Annotated in this window: 13 protein-coding genes; 4 read left to right on the top strand and 9 right to left on the bottom strand. The window is 67.9% G+C overall.

Translation table 11 applies throughout. The annotated features are described in order from the left end of the window. Positions 1–70: 70 nt before the first annotated feature. From galK to ACIP5Y_RS12380, 3 genes are all read left to right on the top strand, one after another. Complete coding sequence (galK, locus tag ACIP5Y_RS12390) at positions 71–1,195, top strand: galactokinase (RefSeq protein ID WP_400349857.1); 1,125 nt, start codon at positions 71–73, stop codon at positions 1,193–1,195. A gap of 382 nt (positions 1,196–1,577) precedes the next feature. Further along, complete coding sequence (locus ACIP5Y_RS12385; protein ID WP_400351245.1) at positions 1,578–3,218, top strand: sodium:solute symporter family protein; 1,641 nt, start codon at positions 1,578–1,580, stop codon at positions 3,216–3,218. A gap of 11 nt (positions 3,219–3,229) precedes the next feature. Beyond that, positions 3,230–3,433 (top strand): hypothetical protein, encoded by a 204-nt coding sequence (locus ACIP5Y_RS12380; protein WP_400349856.1) that lies wholly within the window; start codon positions 3,230–3,232, stop codon positions 3,431–3,433. Here ACIP5Y_RS12380 and ACIP5Y_RS12375 read toward each other — a convergent pair. The 8 genes from ACIP5Y_RS12375 to ACIP5Y_RS12340 all read right to left on the bottom strand — a co-directional run bounded on the left by ACIP5Y_RS12375 (position 3,414) and on the right by ACIP5Y_RS12340 (position 12,352). Continuing rightward, positions 3,414–4,883 (bottom strand): PepSY-associated TM helix domain-containing protein, encoded by a 1,470-nt coding sequence (locus ACIP5Y_RS12375; protein WP_400349855.1) that lies wholly within the window; start codon positions 4,881–4,883, stop codon positions 3,414–3,416. The two genes, ACIP5Y_RS12380 and ACIP5Y_RS12375, sit on opposite strands and share 20 nt — an antisense overlap. A 35-nt stretch (positions 4,884–4,918) precedes the next feature. After that, positions 4,919–5,443, bottom strand: a complete 525-nt coding sequence (locus tag ACIP5Y_RS12370; RefSeq protein ID WP_400349854.1) for a hypothetical protein — start codon at positions 5,441–5,443, stop codon at positions 4,919–4,921. A 72-nt stretch (positions 5,444–5,515) separates the two neighbouring features. Further along, positions 5,516–7,177: an acyl-CoA synthetase gene (locus tag ACIP5Y_RS12365; protein WP_400349853.1), complete on the bottom strand. Its 1,662-nt coding sequence runs from the start codon at positions 7,175–7,177 to the stop codon at positions 5,516–5,518. 188 nt (positions 7,178–7,365) lie between these two features. Then, complete coding sequence (locus ACIP5Y_RS12360; RefSeq protein WP_400349852.1) at positions 7,366–9,027, bottom strand: acyl-CoA synthetase; 1,662 nt, start codon at positions 9,025–9,027, stop codon at positions 7,366–7,368. Positions 9,028–9,363: 336 nt separating this feature from the next. Further along, a complete protein-coding gene (locus ACIP5Y_RS12355) occupies positions 9,364–10,245 on the bottom strand; it encodes a JmjC domain-containing protein (RefSeq protein WP_400349851.1) in 882 nt (293 codons plus the stop codon). Positions 10,246–10,248: 3 nt separating this feature from the next. Then, positions 10,249–11,118, bottom strand: coding sequence for a JmjC domain-containing protein (locus tag ACIP5Y_RS12350; RefSeq protein WP_400349850.1), 870 nt, complete (start codon positions 11,116–11,118; stop codon positions 10,249–10,251). An 81-nt stretch (positions 11,119–11,199) separates the two neighbouring features. Continuing rightward, a complete protein-coding gene (locus ACIP5Y_RS12345; RefSeq protein ID WP_400349849.1) occupies positions 11,200–11,379 on the bottom strand; it encodes a hypothetical protein in 180 nt (59 codons plus the stop codon). Positions 11,380–11,503: 124 nt separating this feature from the next. Further along, entirely contained in the window at positions 11,504–12,352 is an 849-nt protein-coding gene (locus ACIP5Y_RS12340) for an SDR family NAD(P)-dependent oxidoreductase (RefSeq protein ID WP_400349848.1), read from the bottom strand. A gap of 107 nt (positions 12,353–12,459) precedes the next feature. Between ACIP5Y_RS12340 and ACIP5Y_RS12335 the strand changes: the two genes are divergently transcribed. Then, complete coding sequence (locus tag ACIP5Y_RS12335) at positions 12,460–13,248, top strand: LuxR C-terminal-related transcriptional regulator (RefSeq protein ID WP_400349847.1); 789 nt, start codon at positions 12,460–12,462, stop codon at positions 13,246–13,248. On the opposite strand, the gene ACIP5Y_RS12330 is transcribed toward ACIP5Y_RS12335, so the two are convergent. After that, a complete protein-coding gene (locus tag ACIP5Y_RS12330; RefSeq protein ID WP_400349846.1) occupies positions 13,232–13,399 on the bottom strand; it encodes a hypothetical protein in 168 nt (55 codons plus the stop codon). The two genes, ACIP5Y_RS12335 and ACIP5Y_RS12330, sit on opposite strands and share 17 nt — an antisense overlap. Positions 13,400–13,742 lie beyond the last annotated feature (343 nt).

The raw sequence follows: 13,742 nt of genomic DNA, 5'->3' as shown, positions 1-13,742 counted from the left end.
GTGCGAGACTCGCTATGCTCCCTGCGAAATCGAACCGAACGGCCTGCACGACTCTTGGACAGGAGCGGGAGTGGACACCACAGCGGGGCGCTGGCTGGCACCGGGACGGGTCAATCTCATCGGTGAGCACACCGATTACAACGAGGGATACGTGCTGCCGCTGGCCCTTCCGCTCGGCGTGACCTGCACCGCGACCACTCGCGCCGACGGTACGGTGCGGGTGCGATCCCGGCAGGCGCCCGGCGATTCGGTCGAGACCACCGCCGTCGATCTCGGCGTCGCCGGCTGGTCGGAAATGCCTGCCTGGGCGCACTATCCGCTCGGCGTCATCCGTGAATTCGTGCGCCGCGGCCACGAGATGCACGGTATCGACCTGGATCTCGACGGCACCGTGCCCATCGGCGCGGGCCTCTCCTCCTCCGCGGCGCTGTCCTGCTCGGTGGCCATCGCACTGCGGGACCTGTTCGCGCCCAGCGTGACCACCGCCGAGATCATCGATATCGCGCGCACCGCGGAGAACGTCTACGTGGGCGTGCCCACCGGCGTACTCGACCAGTCGGCGTCCATGCTCTGCACCGAAGGGCACGTGCTCTTCCTCGACGTGCGCAGCGGTGAGTACCGGCAGATTCCGTTCGACCTGGACCGATTCGGCCTGGAACTGCTGGTTTTCGACACCGGCAGCCCGCATCACCTGGTGGACGGCGAATACTCGCGCCGCCGCGCCGAATGCGCCGCCGCGGCCGCGGAACTCGGCGTGCCCTTCCTGCGCGACGTACGCGACCCGGCGCAGGTCGAGGCGCTGGCGGACCCGGTGCTGCGACGCCGCGCCAGGCACGTCGTCACCGAGGACGCCCGGGTGCTGCGGGTCGTCGAGCAACTGCGGGCCGGTGCGGATCCGCGCGTCATCGGCCCGATCCTCACCGCCGGGCACGCCTCGCTCCGCGACGATTTCGAGGTCTCCGCACCCGCCCTGGACACGGCCGTCGAGACCGCGGTCGCGGCCGGGGCCCATGGCGCGCGCATGGTCGGCGGCGGATTCGGCGGCAGCGTCATCGCCCTGACCGACCGCGAGAACGCCCGGACGGTAACCGACTCCGTCCGAAAAGCCTTCGCCGACAATGGCTTCGACGCACCGTGCACCTTCTCGGTGACCCCTGCGGCAGGCGCCCACCGCCTCCCCGCGGAAAACGCCTAGCGGTACGCCGGACCCTCACAAGGCCGCTGCCGGACCCTCACAAGTGCAGTGCCGGACCCTCACATGGGCCGTGGCGACACCCGCAACGGTATCGCGGGACACACGTAACGGCCCTGCCGGACGCCCTCAACGGCCCGCAGGACACACGCGGGAGCACCTGCCGGACACACGCGGGAGCATTGCCCCGAGCTCCCCGGAGTGCGGGGTGTACGCGACTAGCATTGCCGCTCGCAAGCGTGCCCGCGTCATCTCGTGATCGTCTCGACAGGAGTGCCGTATGCCGTTCGCCGCCAGCCTGCCGCTGCCCGCCGCGACCACCGTCGCGTCGGTGTCGGCCGCGGGGCAGTCACTGCGATTGCAGGCCGATCCGGTCGACTATGCGATGGTCGCACTGTATTTCGTCGTCGTACTGGGCATCGGCCTGATGGCCCGGCGGCGGGTGTCGTCGAGCCTGGACTTCTTCCTCTCCGGCCGCTCCCTGCCCGCCTGGGTGACCGGTCTGGCCTTCATCTCCGCCAATCTCGGCGCGGTCGAGATCATGGGCATGTCCGCCAACGGCGCCCAGTACGGCATGCCGACCATGCACTACTACTGGATCGGCGCGGTCCCGGCCATGCTGTTCCTCGGCATCGTCATGATGCCGTTCTATTACGGCTCCAAGGTGCGCAGCGTGCCCGAATTCATGCTGCGCCGCTTCGGTCCCGGCGCGCACCTGGTGAACGCCATCAGTTTCGCCATCGCGCAGGTGCTCATCGCGGGCGTGAACCTGTACCTGCTCGGATCGATCCTGGATGCGCTGCTGGGCTGGCCACTGTGGCTGTCCATCACCGTGGCCGCGCTCATCGTGCTGTTCTATCTGACGCTCGGCGGCCTGTCCGCGGCCATCTACAACGAGGTGCTGCAGTTCTTCGTCATCGTCGCCGCGCTGCTGCCGCTGACCCTGGTCGGCCTGCACAAGGTCGGCGGGTGGGAGGGCCTGCGGGTGCGGGTGATCGAAGGACCGGGCGGCGTGAACCAGCTGCACGCCTGGCCGGGTACCGAACTGACCGGCTTCGCGAACAGCGTGCTCTCGGTGATCGGCATCGTGTTCGGCCTGGGCTTCGTGCTGTCCTTCGGTTACTGGACAACCAATTTCGTCGAGGTGCAGCGGGCCATGGCCACCAACTCCATTTCCGCCGCCCAGCGCACTCCCATCATCGGCGCCTTCCCGAAGATGTTCATCCCGTTCATCGTCGTCATCCCCGGCATGATCAGCGCGGTCCTGGTGCCGCAGATCGCCGACTTCAAGGACCGGGTCAGCGCGGACCCGAACTACAAAGGGGATGTCACCTACAACCAGGCGCTGCTCTACCTCATGAAGGACATCCTGCCCAATGGCCTGCTCGGCGTCGGGCTGGCCGGACTGCTGGCCGCTTTCATGGCGGGCATGGCCGCGAACATCTCGGCCTTCAATACGGTCTTCAGCTACGACCTGTGGCAGACGTACGCGGTCAAGGACCGTGAGGACCACTACTACCTCACGGTCGGACGGCTCGCGACGGTCGGCGCGACCCTGGCCGCCATCGGAACCGCCTTCATCGCAGGCAATTTCGCGAACATGATGGACTACCTGCAAACCCTGTTCAGCTTCTTCAACGCGCCGCTGTTCGCGACCTTCATCCTCGGCATGTTCTGGAAACGCATGACGCCGGCGGCGGGCTGGATCGGGCTGGTCTGCGGCACCGTCGCCGCCATCGTCATCTTCGCGCTGAGCAAACTGAACGTCTTCGAATTGTCCGGCCAGGGCACGAGTTTCGTGGCGGCCGGGGTCGCCTTCGTGGTCGACATCGTGGTGAGCATCGGGGTCAGCGCGTACACGCTGCCCAGGCCCGCCACGGAACTGGTGGGCCTGGTCTACTCCGAAACACCCCGGGAACTGCGCACCGAACCCGATGCGGAGATCCTCCCGTGGTACCAGCGGCCGGGGCCGCTCGCCGCCATCGCACTGGGACTCGTCATCGCACTCGACGTCTTCGTCGGATAGGAAAGCCGCTGATGCTCTTCGATATCCGCACCATTGTCGGCGCCCTGCTCGGCGTCTACGGCATCATCCTGATCATCACCAGCTACGCTTACGACCCGGCGGTCCAGCAGGCCAAGACCGGTGGCGTGAACATCAACCTCTGGTCCGGCCTGGCCATGCTGGCCGTCGGCGTTTGTTTTCTGGCCTGGGTGCGCCTCAGCCCGCCTCGGGACTGACACGCTGCCGCGCCGCGACACCCACCAGCACATCGATCACCAGGAAACCCAGCAGCGGAATGCCGAGCAGCGGCGCGAACCAGCCGACCACCACGGCCGCGACGGCCAAGGGCGCCACAATGATCAGCGGAGTCTGCCGCAGCGTCCCGCGCCGCGGCGGCTTACCCGCGGAGAACCCGGTCGCCTTGGCCGGACGGCGCCGCCACCACATGAGGTAACCGCGCACGATCACCGTGATCAGGCCGATTATGACCGCCAGCAGCAGCAACTGATTCAGCAGCCCGAACATCAGGCCCATATGGAACTGGATGCCCCAGTTGGTGAGCTTGGCCATCAGCCCCCACTCCGAGTACGGCAGCTTGTCGGTGACGACACCGGTCACACCGTTCACCGCGATCGCATCGCGGGTGTACTGCCCCGGCCTGCGCAGTTCCTGCGCGACGAAGGCCATCCCGTCGCCGCTCGGCACGCTGATCTCCAGCGGACCGGTCAGCTCATTGGCGCGTGCGACGCCGTACACGGTGTCGAACAGCATGGCGTTCGCGGCATTCGAGGCCGGGCCGGACTGCGCGCCGCCCATGTGCTCGGCGTGATCACCCATGGCGGGCATGGCCATATCGGTATTGCCGGGCAGTTTCGCGTTCACCGACGGGGTGGTCCAGCTCAGCGCGCTGCGCAGTCCGTCGACATGGTCACCCGCGTACTTCGACCAGGTCATGCCCGTGACCGACAGCAGCAGGATGACCGGCAGGATCCAGACACCCACGGCCGCATGCCAATTCAGTGTGCGGCCGCGCGGGCGGGCACGGTCCGGCCGCAGCAGCCAGCCCACGGACCGGCGGTCGCGGCGGGCCCGCACCCGGCGGATCCACAACACCAGGCCCGCGAGCGCCACCACCCACATCCAGGACGCGGCGATCTCGCTGTAGTAGCGGCCGAAGTCGCCGAGGTGAAGATCCCGGTGCAACTGGTCGATCCAGGTGCGCACGGGCAGCGCACCCGAACTGCCGTACACGACGCTGTCGCCCACCGGACGCGCGGTGACCGGATCGACGAACACCGCGCGCCGCTCGGAGGTGCCCAGCGACGGATCGGTGAAGAGGACGCGGGTGGTATCGCCCAGCCGCTGGGCCGGATCCACCGCATTCAACGCCAGCTCGGGCTCGATGGTCAGCGCCGCGGCGACCTGATCCCGCAATGGCCGGACCGGCCCGGTCGAATCCGTGTGCAGCAGGCCGCGATCGGTGATGTTCTCCAGCGTCGGCGAGATGGCATACAACGCCCCGGTGACGGCGGCGATCAGGATGAACGGTGCGATGAACACACCGGCGTAGAAGTGCAGGCGCAGCAGCAGCGCCTGAATGGCTTGGCCCGCAGTGCGTTCGGGCCCGGGATTTCGGGTAGGGGAGGACGGCGGTGCCGTACCGGCACCGCTTTCGGTGAGTGTCATGGGGGTCTTCCGATGGTTCGGGTGAAGAAGGAAGCTCAACCTCGAACGCAGGCGGGCGGACCGCGGGTACGGCAGACGTCTGCGGCGAAAACACGCAGGATGACGCGATCACCGTGCGTGATCGCGAGTTTCGGAGGTCCGGGCGGGATCGGCAGCGAAACCGGCGCCGGCAATACCCGGGCCAGCACGGTGGTACAGATCCGGTAGGCCACCTCCGCACCGAGAATGACGACAGCGGCGGCGCACGCTGCGACAAGGTGTGCGCCCAGCATGGCCGGACTCCACATCGACGTGGAGTGCTGCGGGTCGTGGCTCATGCCGGGTGAGCCCCACATCATGGCGAAATGCCCGAGCAGTTGCCCGCCGAGCAGGGCGGCCACGAGACCGATGCGAGAGGTGCGCAACGCACCGACGGCGGCGACCGATCCACCCACCGCCGCCGAGGACGCGACCAGCAGCATCAGCGAACCGGCGTGCAGCGGCTCGGTTCCGGAGATCCAGCCGTGTGCGGCGACCGCCAAGGCGCCCGATACGGATCCGGCCGATCCACCGCGCAACACCGCAGCATCCCTGCGGGTTGACGCCGTGGACCGGCCGGACGCGAATATCACGCGCTGATGATAGTCAGGCAGTTATTCCGCGGGAACGGACATTTCGATCAGCGGCTTCCGCAGCAGCTTCCCCGTGGCATTACGCGGCAGCTCATCCACGAAGATCACCTCGCGCGGCACCTTGTAGCGCGCCAGGTTCTCCTTCACGTAGTCCTTGATCTCCTGGACGTCCTGCTTGGACTCCGGGCCCGGAACCACGATGGCGCGCAGCCGCTTCCCGAAATCGCGGTCGTCCACACCCACCACGGCCGCCTCCAGCACGTCGTGGCGGTTGGAGATGAGGTGCTCGACCTCCTGCGGGAAGACGTTCTCGCCACCGGACACGATCATGTCGTCATCGCGGCCGTCGATGAACAGCAGGCCGTCCGCATCGAGATGACCCACATCGCCCGAGGACATCAGGCCGTCCACGTACTCCTTGGTGCGGCCGTCGGTGTACTGCTTGAACGAGTGCCCGTTCTCGATGAAGATCGTGCCGGTCACATTGGGCGCGCTGATCCGGTTGCGGTTCTCGTCGTAGAGCGCGACACGGATGCCGACCGGCGCCTTGCCCGCGGTGCTCGGCGCCTTGCGCAGCTCCGCCGGGGTGGCGACGGTCATGACCGCGCACTCGGTGGAGCCGTACACGTTGTAGAGGGTCTCGCCGAAGTAGTCGAGGGTGCGGGTGACGACATCCGGCGGGATGGCCGAACCGGCCGCGAAGATGACCCGCAGGGTCTCGCTCGGCTTGTACTTGGCCAGGGTCTCCTCGGGCAGATCGAGGATGCGCTGCAACATGGTCGGCACCACGGTCAGGCCCTGCGCGCGGTACTTCTGGATGTTCGCGAGGGTCTCTTCCGGATCGAAACGCCTCTGCTGCAACACGACTCGGTTACCGAGCGCGATGGACAGCGTGAACTGCGACAGGCCGGTCGCGTGGAAGATCGGCGCGGCCATCACCACGGTGCTGTTGCGCGGGATCGGGATACGGTCCAGGAACTGCGCGGTAATGAACGGGCTGACCTTGTCGCGCGGGGCGCCCTTCGGGGTGCCGGTGGTGCCCGAGGTCAGGATCACCATGCCGCCCGGCTTCTCCGGCGGGGCCAGCGCCTCGGTGGACTGGCCGGCCGCGACGGTTTCGATGGTCGCGATCGCCGGATCCACCGCGTCCTTGGCGTCCACCCAGGTGAGAATGCGCGGAATCTCGGCCGGGATGGCCGACATGAGCTCGACGAACTCGCTGTCGTGCAGGACCGCCTTGACCTGCTCACGCTCGGCCACATCGGCGAACTGCGGCTTGGCGAAGCCGGTGTTCATGAGCACCGCGCGCACGCCCAGCTTGCCGGCGGCGACCAGGCTCAGCACCATGCCGCGGTGATCGCGGGCCAGCACGCCGATCACATCGCCGGGGCCCAGCCCCTGAGCGGCGAGGCCGCGCGCGAAGGCGTTGGACTGCTGGTCGATCTGCTCGAACGTCATCTCGCCGAGCTCATCGACAATGGCGGCGGACTTCGGATTGGTCTGCGCCGCATGCACGACCGCGCCCGCGAACGGACCGAACTTCAGCACATTGAGTGCCGACCGCACCGCGTGATCCGGGCGCAACGGATTGAAGAGTCCCCCTCGGACCATGGCGTTGACGCTGAGCGCCGTATCGCCCGCCCTGCGTAGAACCGTGCCAGCCGACGGAAGGGCAAATGACATGGGTACAACCTTCCGCGATCCCCTGCCGCTGACGAGTCGGCCGTACGGATCGCAACCTCGAGATCCAGTGCGGTGCTAACCCTAGCAAGCAGTCGGCACGGTGGTGTGGCCGAGGTCTCCGTTACCTGGGGTAACGCATAGGAACCCCAGGTCGTGGCCCGGCTCGCACTGACGCGGCGCGTGTGCCGTCAGCGGCCGGCGGCGGGCGCCTCGTACTCGACGAGTTGCTTGCGCAGCAATTTGCCGGTGGCATTGCGCGGGAGATCCGCCAGGAAGAACACATCGCGAGGAACCTTGTAGCGGGCCAGATTGCCCTTCACATACGCCTTGACCTCGTCCGGGTCCAGCTCGGCGCCGGGCTCGGGGACGATGAAGGCGCGCAAGCGCTTTCCGAACTCGGCATCGTCGACGCCGACCACCGCCGCATCGAAGACGTCGGGACGCTCCAGCAGCAGGTTCTCCACCTCCTGCGGGAAGACGTTCTCGCCGCCCGACACGATCATGTCGTCATCGCGGCCGTCCACGAACAGCAAACCGCGCTCATCGAAATGACCCGTATCGCCGCTCGACATATAGCCCTCGATGATCTCCTTGTTCCGCCCGTCGGTATAGCCCTTGAACGGGGAACCGGAGCGAACGAAGATGCGGCCCTTCACATTCTTGGCGAGAATGCGGCGCCCGTCCTGATCGAACAGCACCACCTCGCAGGTCAGCGGCGCGCGACCGGCGGTACCCGGCGCGATGGTCAGATCCTCCGGCCGGGCCACCGTCGCCACCGCGCACTCGGTCGACCCGTAGAGGTTGAAGAGCACCGGACCGAACACCTCGGCGGTGCGCACCGAAAGTTCCGGCGACAGCGCCGAACCCGCGATCACGATGGCGTTCAGCGTGGACGTGTCGTACTTCTCGCGGATGGCCGGATCCAGTTCCACCATGCGATGCAACATGGTCGGCACCGCCACCAGCATCTCCGCGCCGTGCTCGGCGATCAGCCGCAAGGTCTGCTCGGCATCGAAGCGGCGCGCCAGCACCACCTTGTTGCCGAAGGCCACGCAGGTCAGCCAGGTGCCGAAACCGGTGGAATGGAAGATGGGCGAGACGATCACCATGGTGCCGCCGCGCGGGAAATCGATGCGATCCACCATCTGCACGGTGGCCAGCGGCCCGGTCCGCTCCCGCGGCGCGCCCTTGGGCAGGCCGGTGGTGCCGCTGGTCAGGATGATGAAACCGCCCGCCTTCTGCGGCGCGGGCAGCGGAGTCTGCGCATTGGCGCCGATCAAGGCGTCGAGAGTGGTGACGCCGTCCGGGATTTCGGCGCCCTCGTCGACCCAGGTCAGTACCCGGGGCAGTTCCGGCGGCAGGGCGTCGAGCAGGCCGATGAATTCGCTGTCGTGCAGCACCGCTCTGACGTTCTCGCGCGCACAGACCTGCGCGAACTGCGGTTTCGCGAAACCGGTGTTCATGAGCGCCATGCGCGCTCCCAGCTTGCCCAGCGCACCCATGGTGAGCAGCAGCCCCCGGTGATCCCGCGCCAGCACGGCGACCACCGTGCCGGGCTTGATGCCCATGCGCTGCAAGCCCCGGGCGAGGGCGTCGGACTGCCGGTCGAGTTCGCCGTAGGTGAGCTCGCCGCGCTCGTCGGCGAGGGCCGGGCGCTCCGGCCAACTTCGCCCGGCGCGGCGTATGGCCGTGGCCGGTGGTCCGTAAACCTTTGCGTCCCTGAGCAACTGGATCGTCTCCAGCGGCTTGGACGGATCCGACAACCCCAGCTCCCGCAGCCGGCGCAATCCCCTGAGGGCCTCCGCAGTGTGCGAGAGCCGCTGCTGAGCCGAATGCAGAACCGAGGGCATTCCGACCACCTCCGTGTGACCTAGCCGCCCGCCGACCGACCCGGTGGCGGGGTAGCGTCACCGTAACAGCGGGATGTGATCGACGTTACACAAATCCGGTCACATCGGACATCTCCCGGTCATCTGCACGACGCCCCGATCTGTTCATGTCCCCGGCATGTCCCGGAAACAATCGTCGAGCAGGCTGCAGGCCCGTACTACAGATCGATGAGGCTCGAAATGGCAATACTGCAACTGCTCTCCAACCTCGCCCTGACCCTGCTCCCCGTGGTCTCCGCGAGCGCCTGACGCAACGACCGTGGCCCACCGGTGCGACACCGATGGGCCACGGTCATGTCAGCCGAGCATCAGGTCCGGGACCGCGCTGCCGCGATCCGGGCGCATGGCGGCGCGGGCAGCGGCGAGCAAGCCCTGCGGCGTCACCTCGTCGAGCCGGGATCGCATGCGGGCCAGCAGTTCCGCCGCCGTGGCCCGCAGCTCCGCGTCATCGAGCGGGCGGGGCGGGAGATCGGCCTCCTGCGTCAGCACCGACTCCAGCATGGCGAACAGATGCGCCGCACCGGCCTCCCGGATGGTCAGCGAGAGGTGCACCGAAACACCCTCCGCGCCCGCGGTGGCCGAATGCGCATGGCCGCGCGGCACATACAGCACCTCACCGGGGTGCAGGCCGGTCTCCAGCAGCACCGGTCCGGGCTCGTCGACGCGGCTGGGCTCCCACGCGCCGTCGGCCGGACCGGCATGGACGGTCCACTGTTTGACACCCGCCATCTGCACGACCAGCACATCGGCGTCGTCACGATGCACCGGACGGCCCGTCGTCCCCGGCGGGGTCACGAAATAGAACGCCTCCACCTGCCGATCCAGTTGCTGCGCAATCGATTCGGTCAGTTCCCGCACGCCCCGATGCCACTGATCGACATAGCGGAGCAGCAGCGTGCAGCCTTCTTCACCGACCAGCCGGCGCACCGCACCCGCGTCGGCGTAGCCCGCGATGATCCGGTCCAGGAACACGCGGGGCGGGCAGAACTGTTCGGGCGCAACGGGTCCCTCGCGCCGCACGAGCTGGATATACGGGTGCGCGAGCAGGCCGTCGTCGAGTAATCCGAGCACGGTGGCGAACGGCAGCACGTCGATCGGCGGCCGTGGTGGACGCAGCACGACGGGTTCGCGCCGCCGCAGCAGCCTGCGCAGATCGTCGGGTTCGGCTATTCGATGCATCGGTCACCCCTCGCTGCGATGTGGTTGGGCGATCGCGCGCGCCGCGGCTACCACGGCCTCGGGCGCGATCGCGTCCAATCGCGCGCGGAAATGCGCGATCAGCGCCGCGGCCGTCGCGGTCAGCGTGGCTTCGGTCAGCGGCCTGGCCGGCAGCTGCAAGCCGGTCGCCAGCATCCCGCGGGTCGCCGTGGTCAGATGCTCGGTTTCGGCCTCGCGAATCGTGAGCGTCAGATGCGCCGAGGGAGTATCGGATTCGGTCACCGCGGCGTGCGCGAAACCCCGTGGCACGTAGAGCACCTCGCCGCGGCGCAGGACGGTCTCGAGAATCGGTGCGCCCGGATCCGCCGGGAGCGGACCGGTGGCCCAGTCGCCATCGGCCGGACCCGGATAGATCAGCCACCGCTTCGCGCCGCTCACCTGCACGGCCAGCACATCGGCGTCGTCACGATGCGGCGCGGTCGGGCGGCGACTGGACAGGAAGAAGAAGGCCTCGACCCGGCGTCCCATGCGCTCGCCCAGCCCGGCGGCGAAATCCCGCACACCGTAATGCCATTGGTCGATATAGCGCAGCAGCAGCGTCGCGCCCCCGGTGTGCAGCAGCTCGTATACCGCATCCGGATTCGCGTAGCCGGCGACGGGTTCACCGGACACCAGGCGCGGCGGGCAGAAGCGTTCCGCGGGCACTCGGCCCTCGGCGGTGAACAGCCGCAGGTACGGGCCACTCAGCAGGCCGTCGTCGATCAGTCCGTACACATCGGGCAGGGACAGCAGATCGACCGGGGGAGCGGGCGGCCGCAGCACCACCGGACCCTGCCGCCAATGGGTGCTCAGGAAGCTCTCCGCATCCCCGACACACTGCTCGAGTTCATCCACTACAGATCCTCTACAAGAGGGATCCGGCCGGCGCCGGCCGGATCCCATTGCCTCATCGGAAATTCAGGACAGGATCGGGTGTCAGATGACGTCCGGGTGGCAGTCGCCGCAGCCCGGGTACAGGTCGCCCTGACCGGACGAGCCGACCGCGGTGACGGTCGCGGTGGTGCCGACGGCGGCCTGCGCGGCCGGGGCGAACACCGCGCCGCCGCTGATGGCCGCCACGGTCACGGCATACGCGGCGCTCTTCGAGAACTTCATCGTTATCTCCTTTTCAGTGCGGATCGCAGGTGTGATCCGCACTGGGAGAATCGCTCCGGGAGTGTGACCGCAGCCACCCCCCTTGACGGGGCATTGACGCGGGCCCCGCCGATATTGATGGTTTTCAGTGTCCGGCCGGGCAGCCGTCGACTCCGGTGGTCAGACCCAAATGGGCGGTGGCGGCCAGATCCGCTGCCACCGTTGCCAGTTTCCCGCGGATCGCCTCTACCGCATCAGCGCCGAGAGCCAGGCGCAGCGGCGGATTCGGCTGTCCCACAACGGCGATCACCGCCGCCGCGGCCTTGTCGGGATCGCCTTCCTGCTGCTGATCGGAGCCCGGCAGTCCGTCGCGGATCGCGCCGACCGTCGCCGTGTAATCCGCGATCTCACCGGTCATCCGCAGTGCCGCCGGATTGGCGAAACCCGTTCGGAACGAGCCGGGTTCGACGATCAAAACCTGGATACCCAGCGGATTCACCTCCGCCGCAAGGGCTTCGCTGGCCAGCTCCAGCGCACCCTTCGCGGCACTGTAGACGCCGACACCCGCGAACGACATGAACCCGCCCATGCTCGACACCTGCACGATCGCACCCGCCCGCCGCTCCCGCAGCTGCGGCAGCACCAGCCGGGTCAGGCGCAGCGGGCCGTGGAACATCACCTCCATGGCGTCGCGCAGATCCGCGTCCGTGGTCTCCTCGATCGCGCCGACGATCCCGTACCCGGCATTGTTGACCAGCACGTCGATCCGCCCGGCTTCCTTCACGACCCGCTCGGCCGCCGCCGCGTCCCGCACATCCAGGGTCACCACCTGCACCCGATCGGGGTGTGCGGCAACGATCTCCGCCATGCTCTCGGGCCGGCGCACCGCCGCCACCACCTCGTCACCGGCGGCCAGTACGGCCCGGGTGAAGGCGGCGCCGAAACCACTGTTGGCGCCCGTGATCAGCCAGCGGCGGGTGTGCTCTGCACTCATGGTCGATCCTTCTCGCTGTGCCCCGGGCGTTCGTCCCCGAGGTCTCGCTGTCAATCTTGCCGACGGCCGCGGTGGCCCGGTATGGCCCGAAGGTGGAATATGGTCGGGTGAGTGGAGCCCTGACCGATCCGGTTCGCCGCCCGCGCCCCCTGCCGGCGGACGAGCCCCTCAGCGCCGAAGACCACCGCCGCCTCATCGGCGTCCTGGAGTCCGTCGACCGCGCCGCCGACCTTCCGGAGTTCCGGGAGCGCCTGGTACGCGCCCTCCAGACCTGGTTCGGTTTCACCGGCGTCGCCGTCTTACACGGCGACACCCTCGCCCACGCCATCCGCGAAGGCTGCGGCGTCCAAGGCGGATACACCGAGCAATTCCTCACCGAATACGCGGCGCACTGGATCGACGCCGACCCGCTGCGCAGCGAGCGCATCGGCGGACTCCTGCTCTCCCGCGGCGTCATTCGTCTCGGCGAGGTCGCCGGCGGTTCGGACTTCATCGCGAACTTCCTGCGCCCCAACGGAATCACCGACAAAGCCGCCATGATCGTGGACGCCGGCGCCTCCGGAGTCCTCTACGTAGGCATGGCCGTCTGCGACCGCGACCGCGTCCCCGACCGGGATCTCGCCGTCCTGCAAGCCCTCCGGCGGCATCTCGCCCCGCTCGCCGTCGAACAACTGGACCGGGATCGTGAGCGGCGCACCGCCACCGCGAATTGGCAACTGACACCACGCGAATGGGAGGTCGCCGACCTGGCCGCGCGCGGACTCACCAATCGCCAGATCGCCGAACGACTGTTCATCGGCGTGGACACCGTGAAGAAACACCTGACCCGCGTCCTGGCCGAAACCTCCTGTGCCACCCGCACGCAACTGGCGCTCCGCTTCACCTCCGCCGCCTGACCCGCCCCACTTCGGATGACCCCCGGGAGAGTTCGACGATGTCGTGGATGAGGAGGTCCAGCTCGCCGAGGATGGCGATCACCGATTCGGCGATGACATCATCGGCGAACGGCTCGCGCTCGTCGTCGAGCGTGACGCGCAGGGTGCGCAATCTCAGCCCGGTGTCGAATGCACGCCGTAGCAGACCATCACCGGTACCGCATTCGGAGTCGTCTGGTGAGGGAATTCCATCGGGTATCACGACGTCCTCGGTCCTTGGCACAACTGAGTAGGAACGCGAGCCGCGCTTCAGGACCCGGAATGGATTCAAAGTGTAGCGGCACCTTTGCGACGCCACACCCGGATCGCGACAGCAACCCTTCGCCCCCGATCCGACCAGGTGAAAGCAATTCGCCGATTGATACTCGCGAGTAGCTCCGTCGGCCCGCACGGTGAGCTGTCCGAGAATTCATCGGTGGCGGCCGAAGAAAAAACCGGTGCGAACCACATTCCGT

The organism is Nocardia sp. NPDC088792 (genome assembly GCF_044750615.1).
Classification (GTDB): domain Bacteria; phylum Actinomycetota; class Actinomycetes; order Mycobacteriales; family Mycobacteriaceae; genus Nocardia.
Note: the sequence above shows the minus strand (reverse complement) of the source record. Positions and strands in the feature narration are given on the sequence as shown.

What these genes read in the sequence shown, in the direction of transcription:
- ACIP5Y_RS12375 (WP_400349855.1), bottom strand. Translation starts at nt 4,883, where the DNA reads ATGACACTCACCGAAAGCGGTGCCGGTACGGCACCGCCGTCCTCCCCT.
- ACIP5Y_RS12355 (WP_400349851.1), bottom strand. Translation starts at nt 10,245, where the DNA reads ATGCATCGAATAGCCGAACCCGACGATCTGCGCAGGCTGCTGCGGCGG.
- ACIP5Y_RS12365 (WP_400349853.1), bottom strand. Translation starts at nt 7,177, where the DNA reads ATGTCATTTGCCCTTCCGTCGGCTGGCACGGTTCTACGCAGGGCGGGC.
- ACIP5Y_RS12385 (WP_400351245.1), top strand. Translation starts at nt 1,578, where the DNA reads ATGGTCGCACTGTATTTCGTCGTCGTACTGGGCATCGGCCTGATGGCC.
- ACIP5Y_RS12380 (WP_400349856.1), top strand. Translation starts at nt 3,230, where the DNA reads ATGCTCTTCGATATCCGCACCATTGTCGGCGCCCTGCTCGGCGTCTAC.
- ACIP5Y_RS12340 (WP_400349848.1), bottom strand. Translation starts at nt 12,352, where the DNA reads ATGAGTGCAGAGCACACCCGCCGCTGGCTGATCACGGGCGCCAACAGT.
- ACIP5Y_RS12360 (WP_400349852.1), bottom strand. Translation starts at nt 9,027, where the DNA reads ATGCCCTCGGTTCTGCATTCGGCTCAGCAGCGGCTCTCGCACACTGCG.
- ACIP5Y_RS12345 (WP_400349849.1), bottom strand. Translation starts at nt 11,379, where the DNA reads ATGAAGTTCTCGAAGAGCGCCGCGTATGCCGTGACCGTGGCGGCCATC.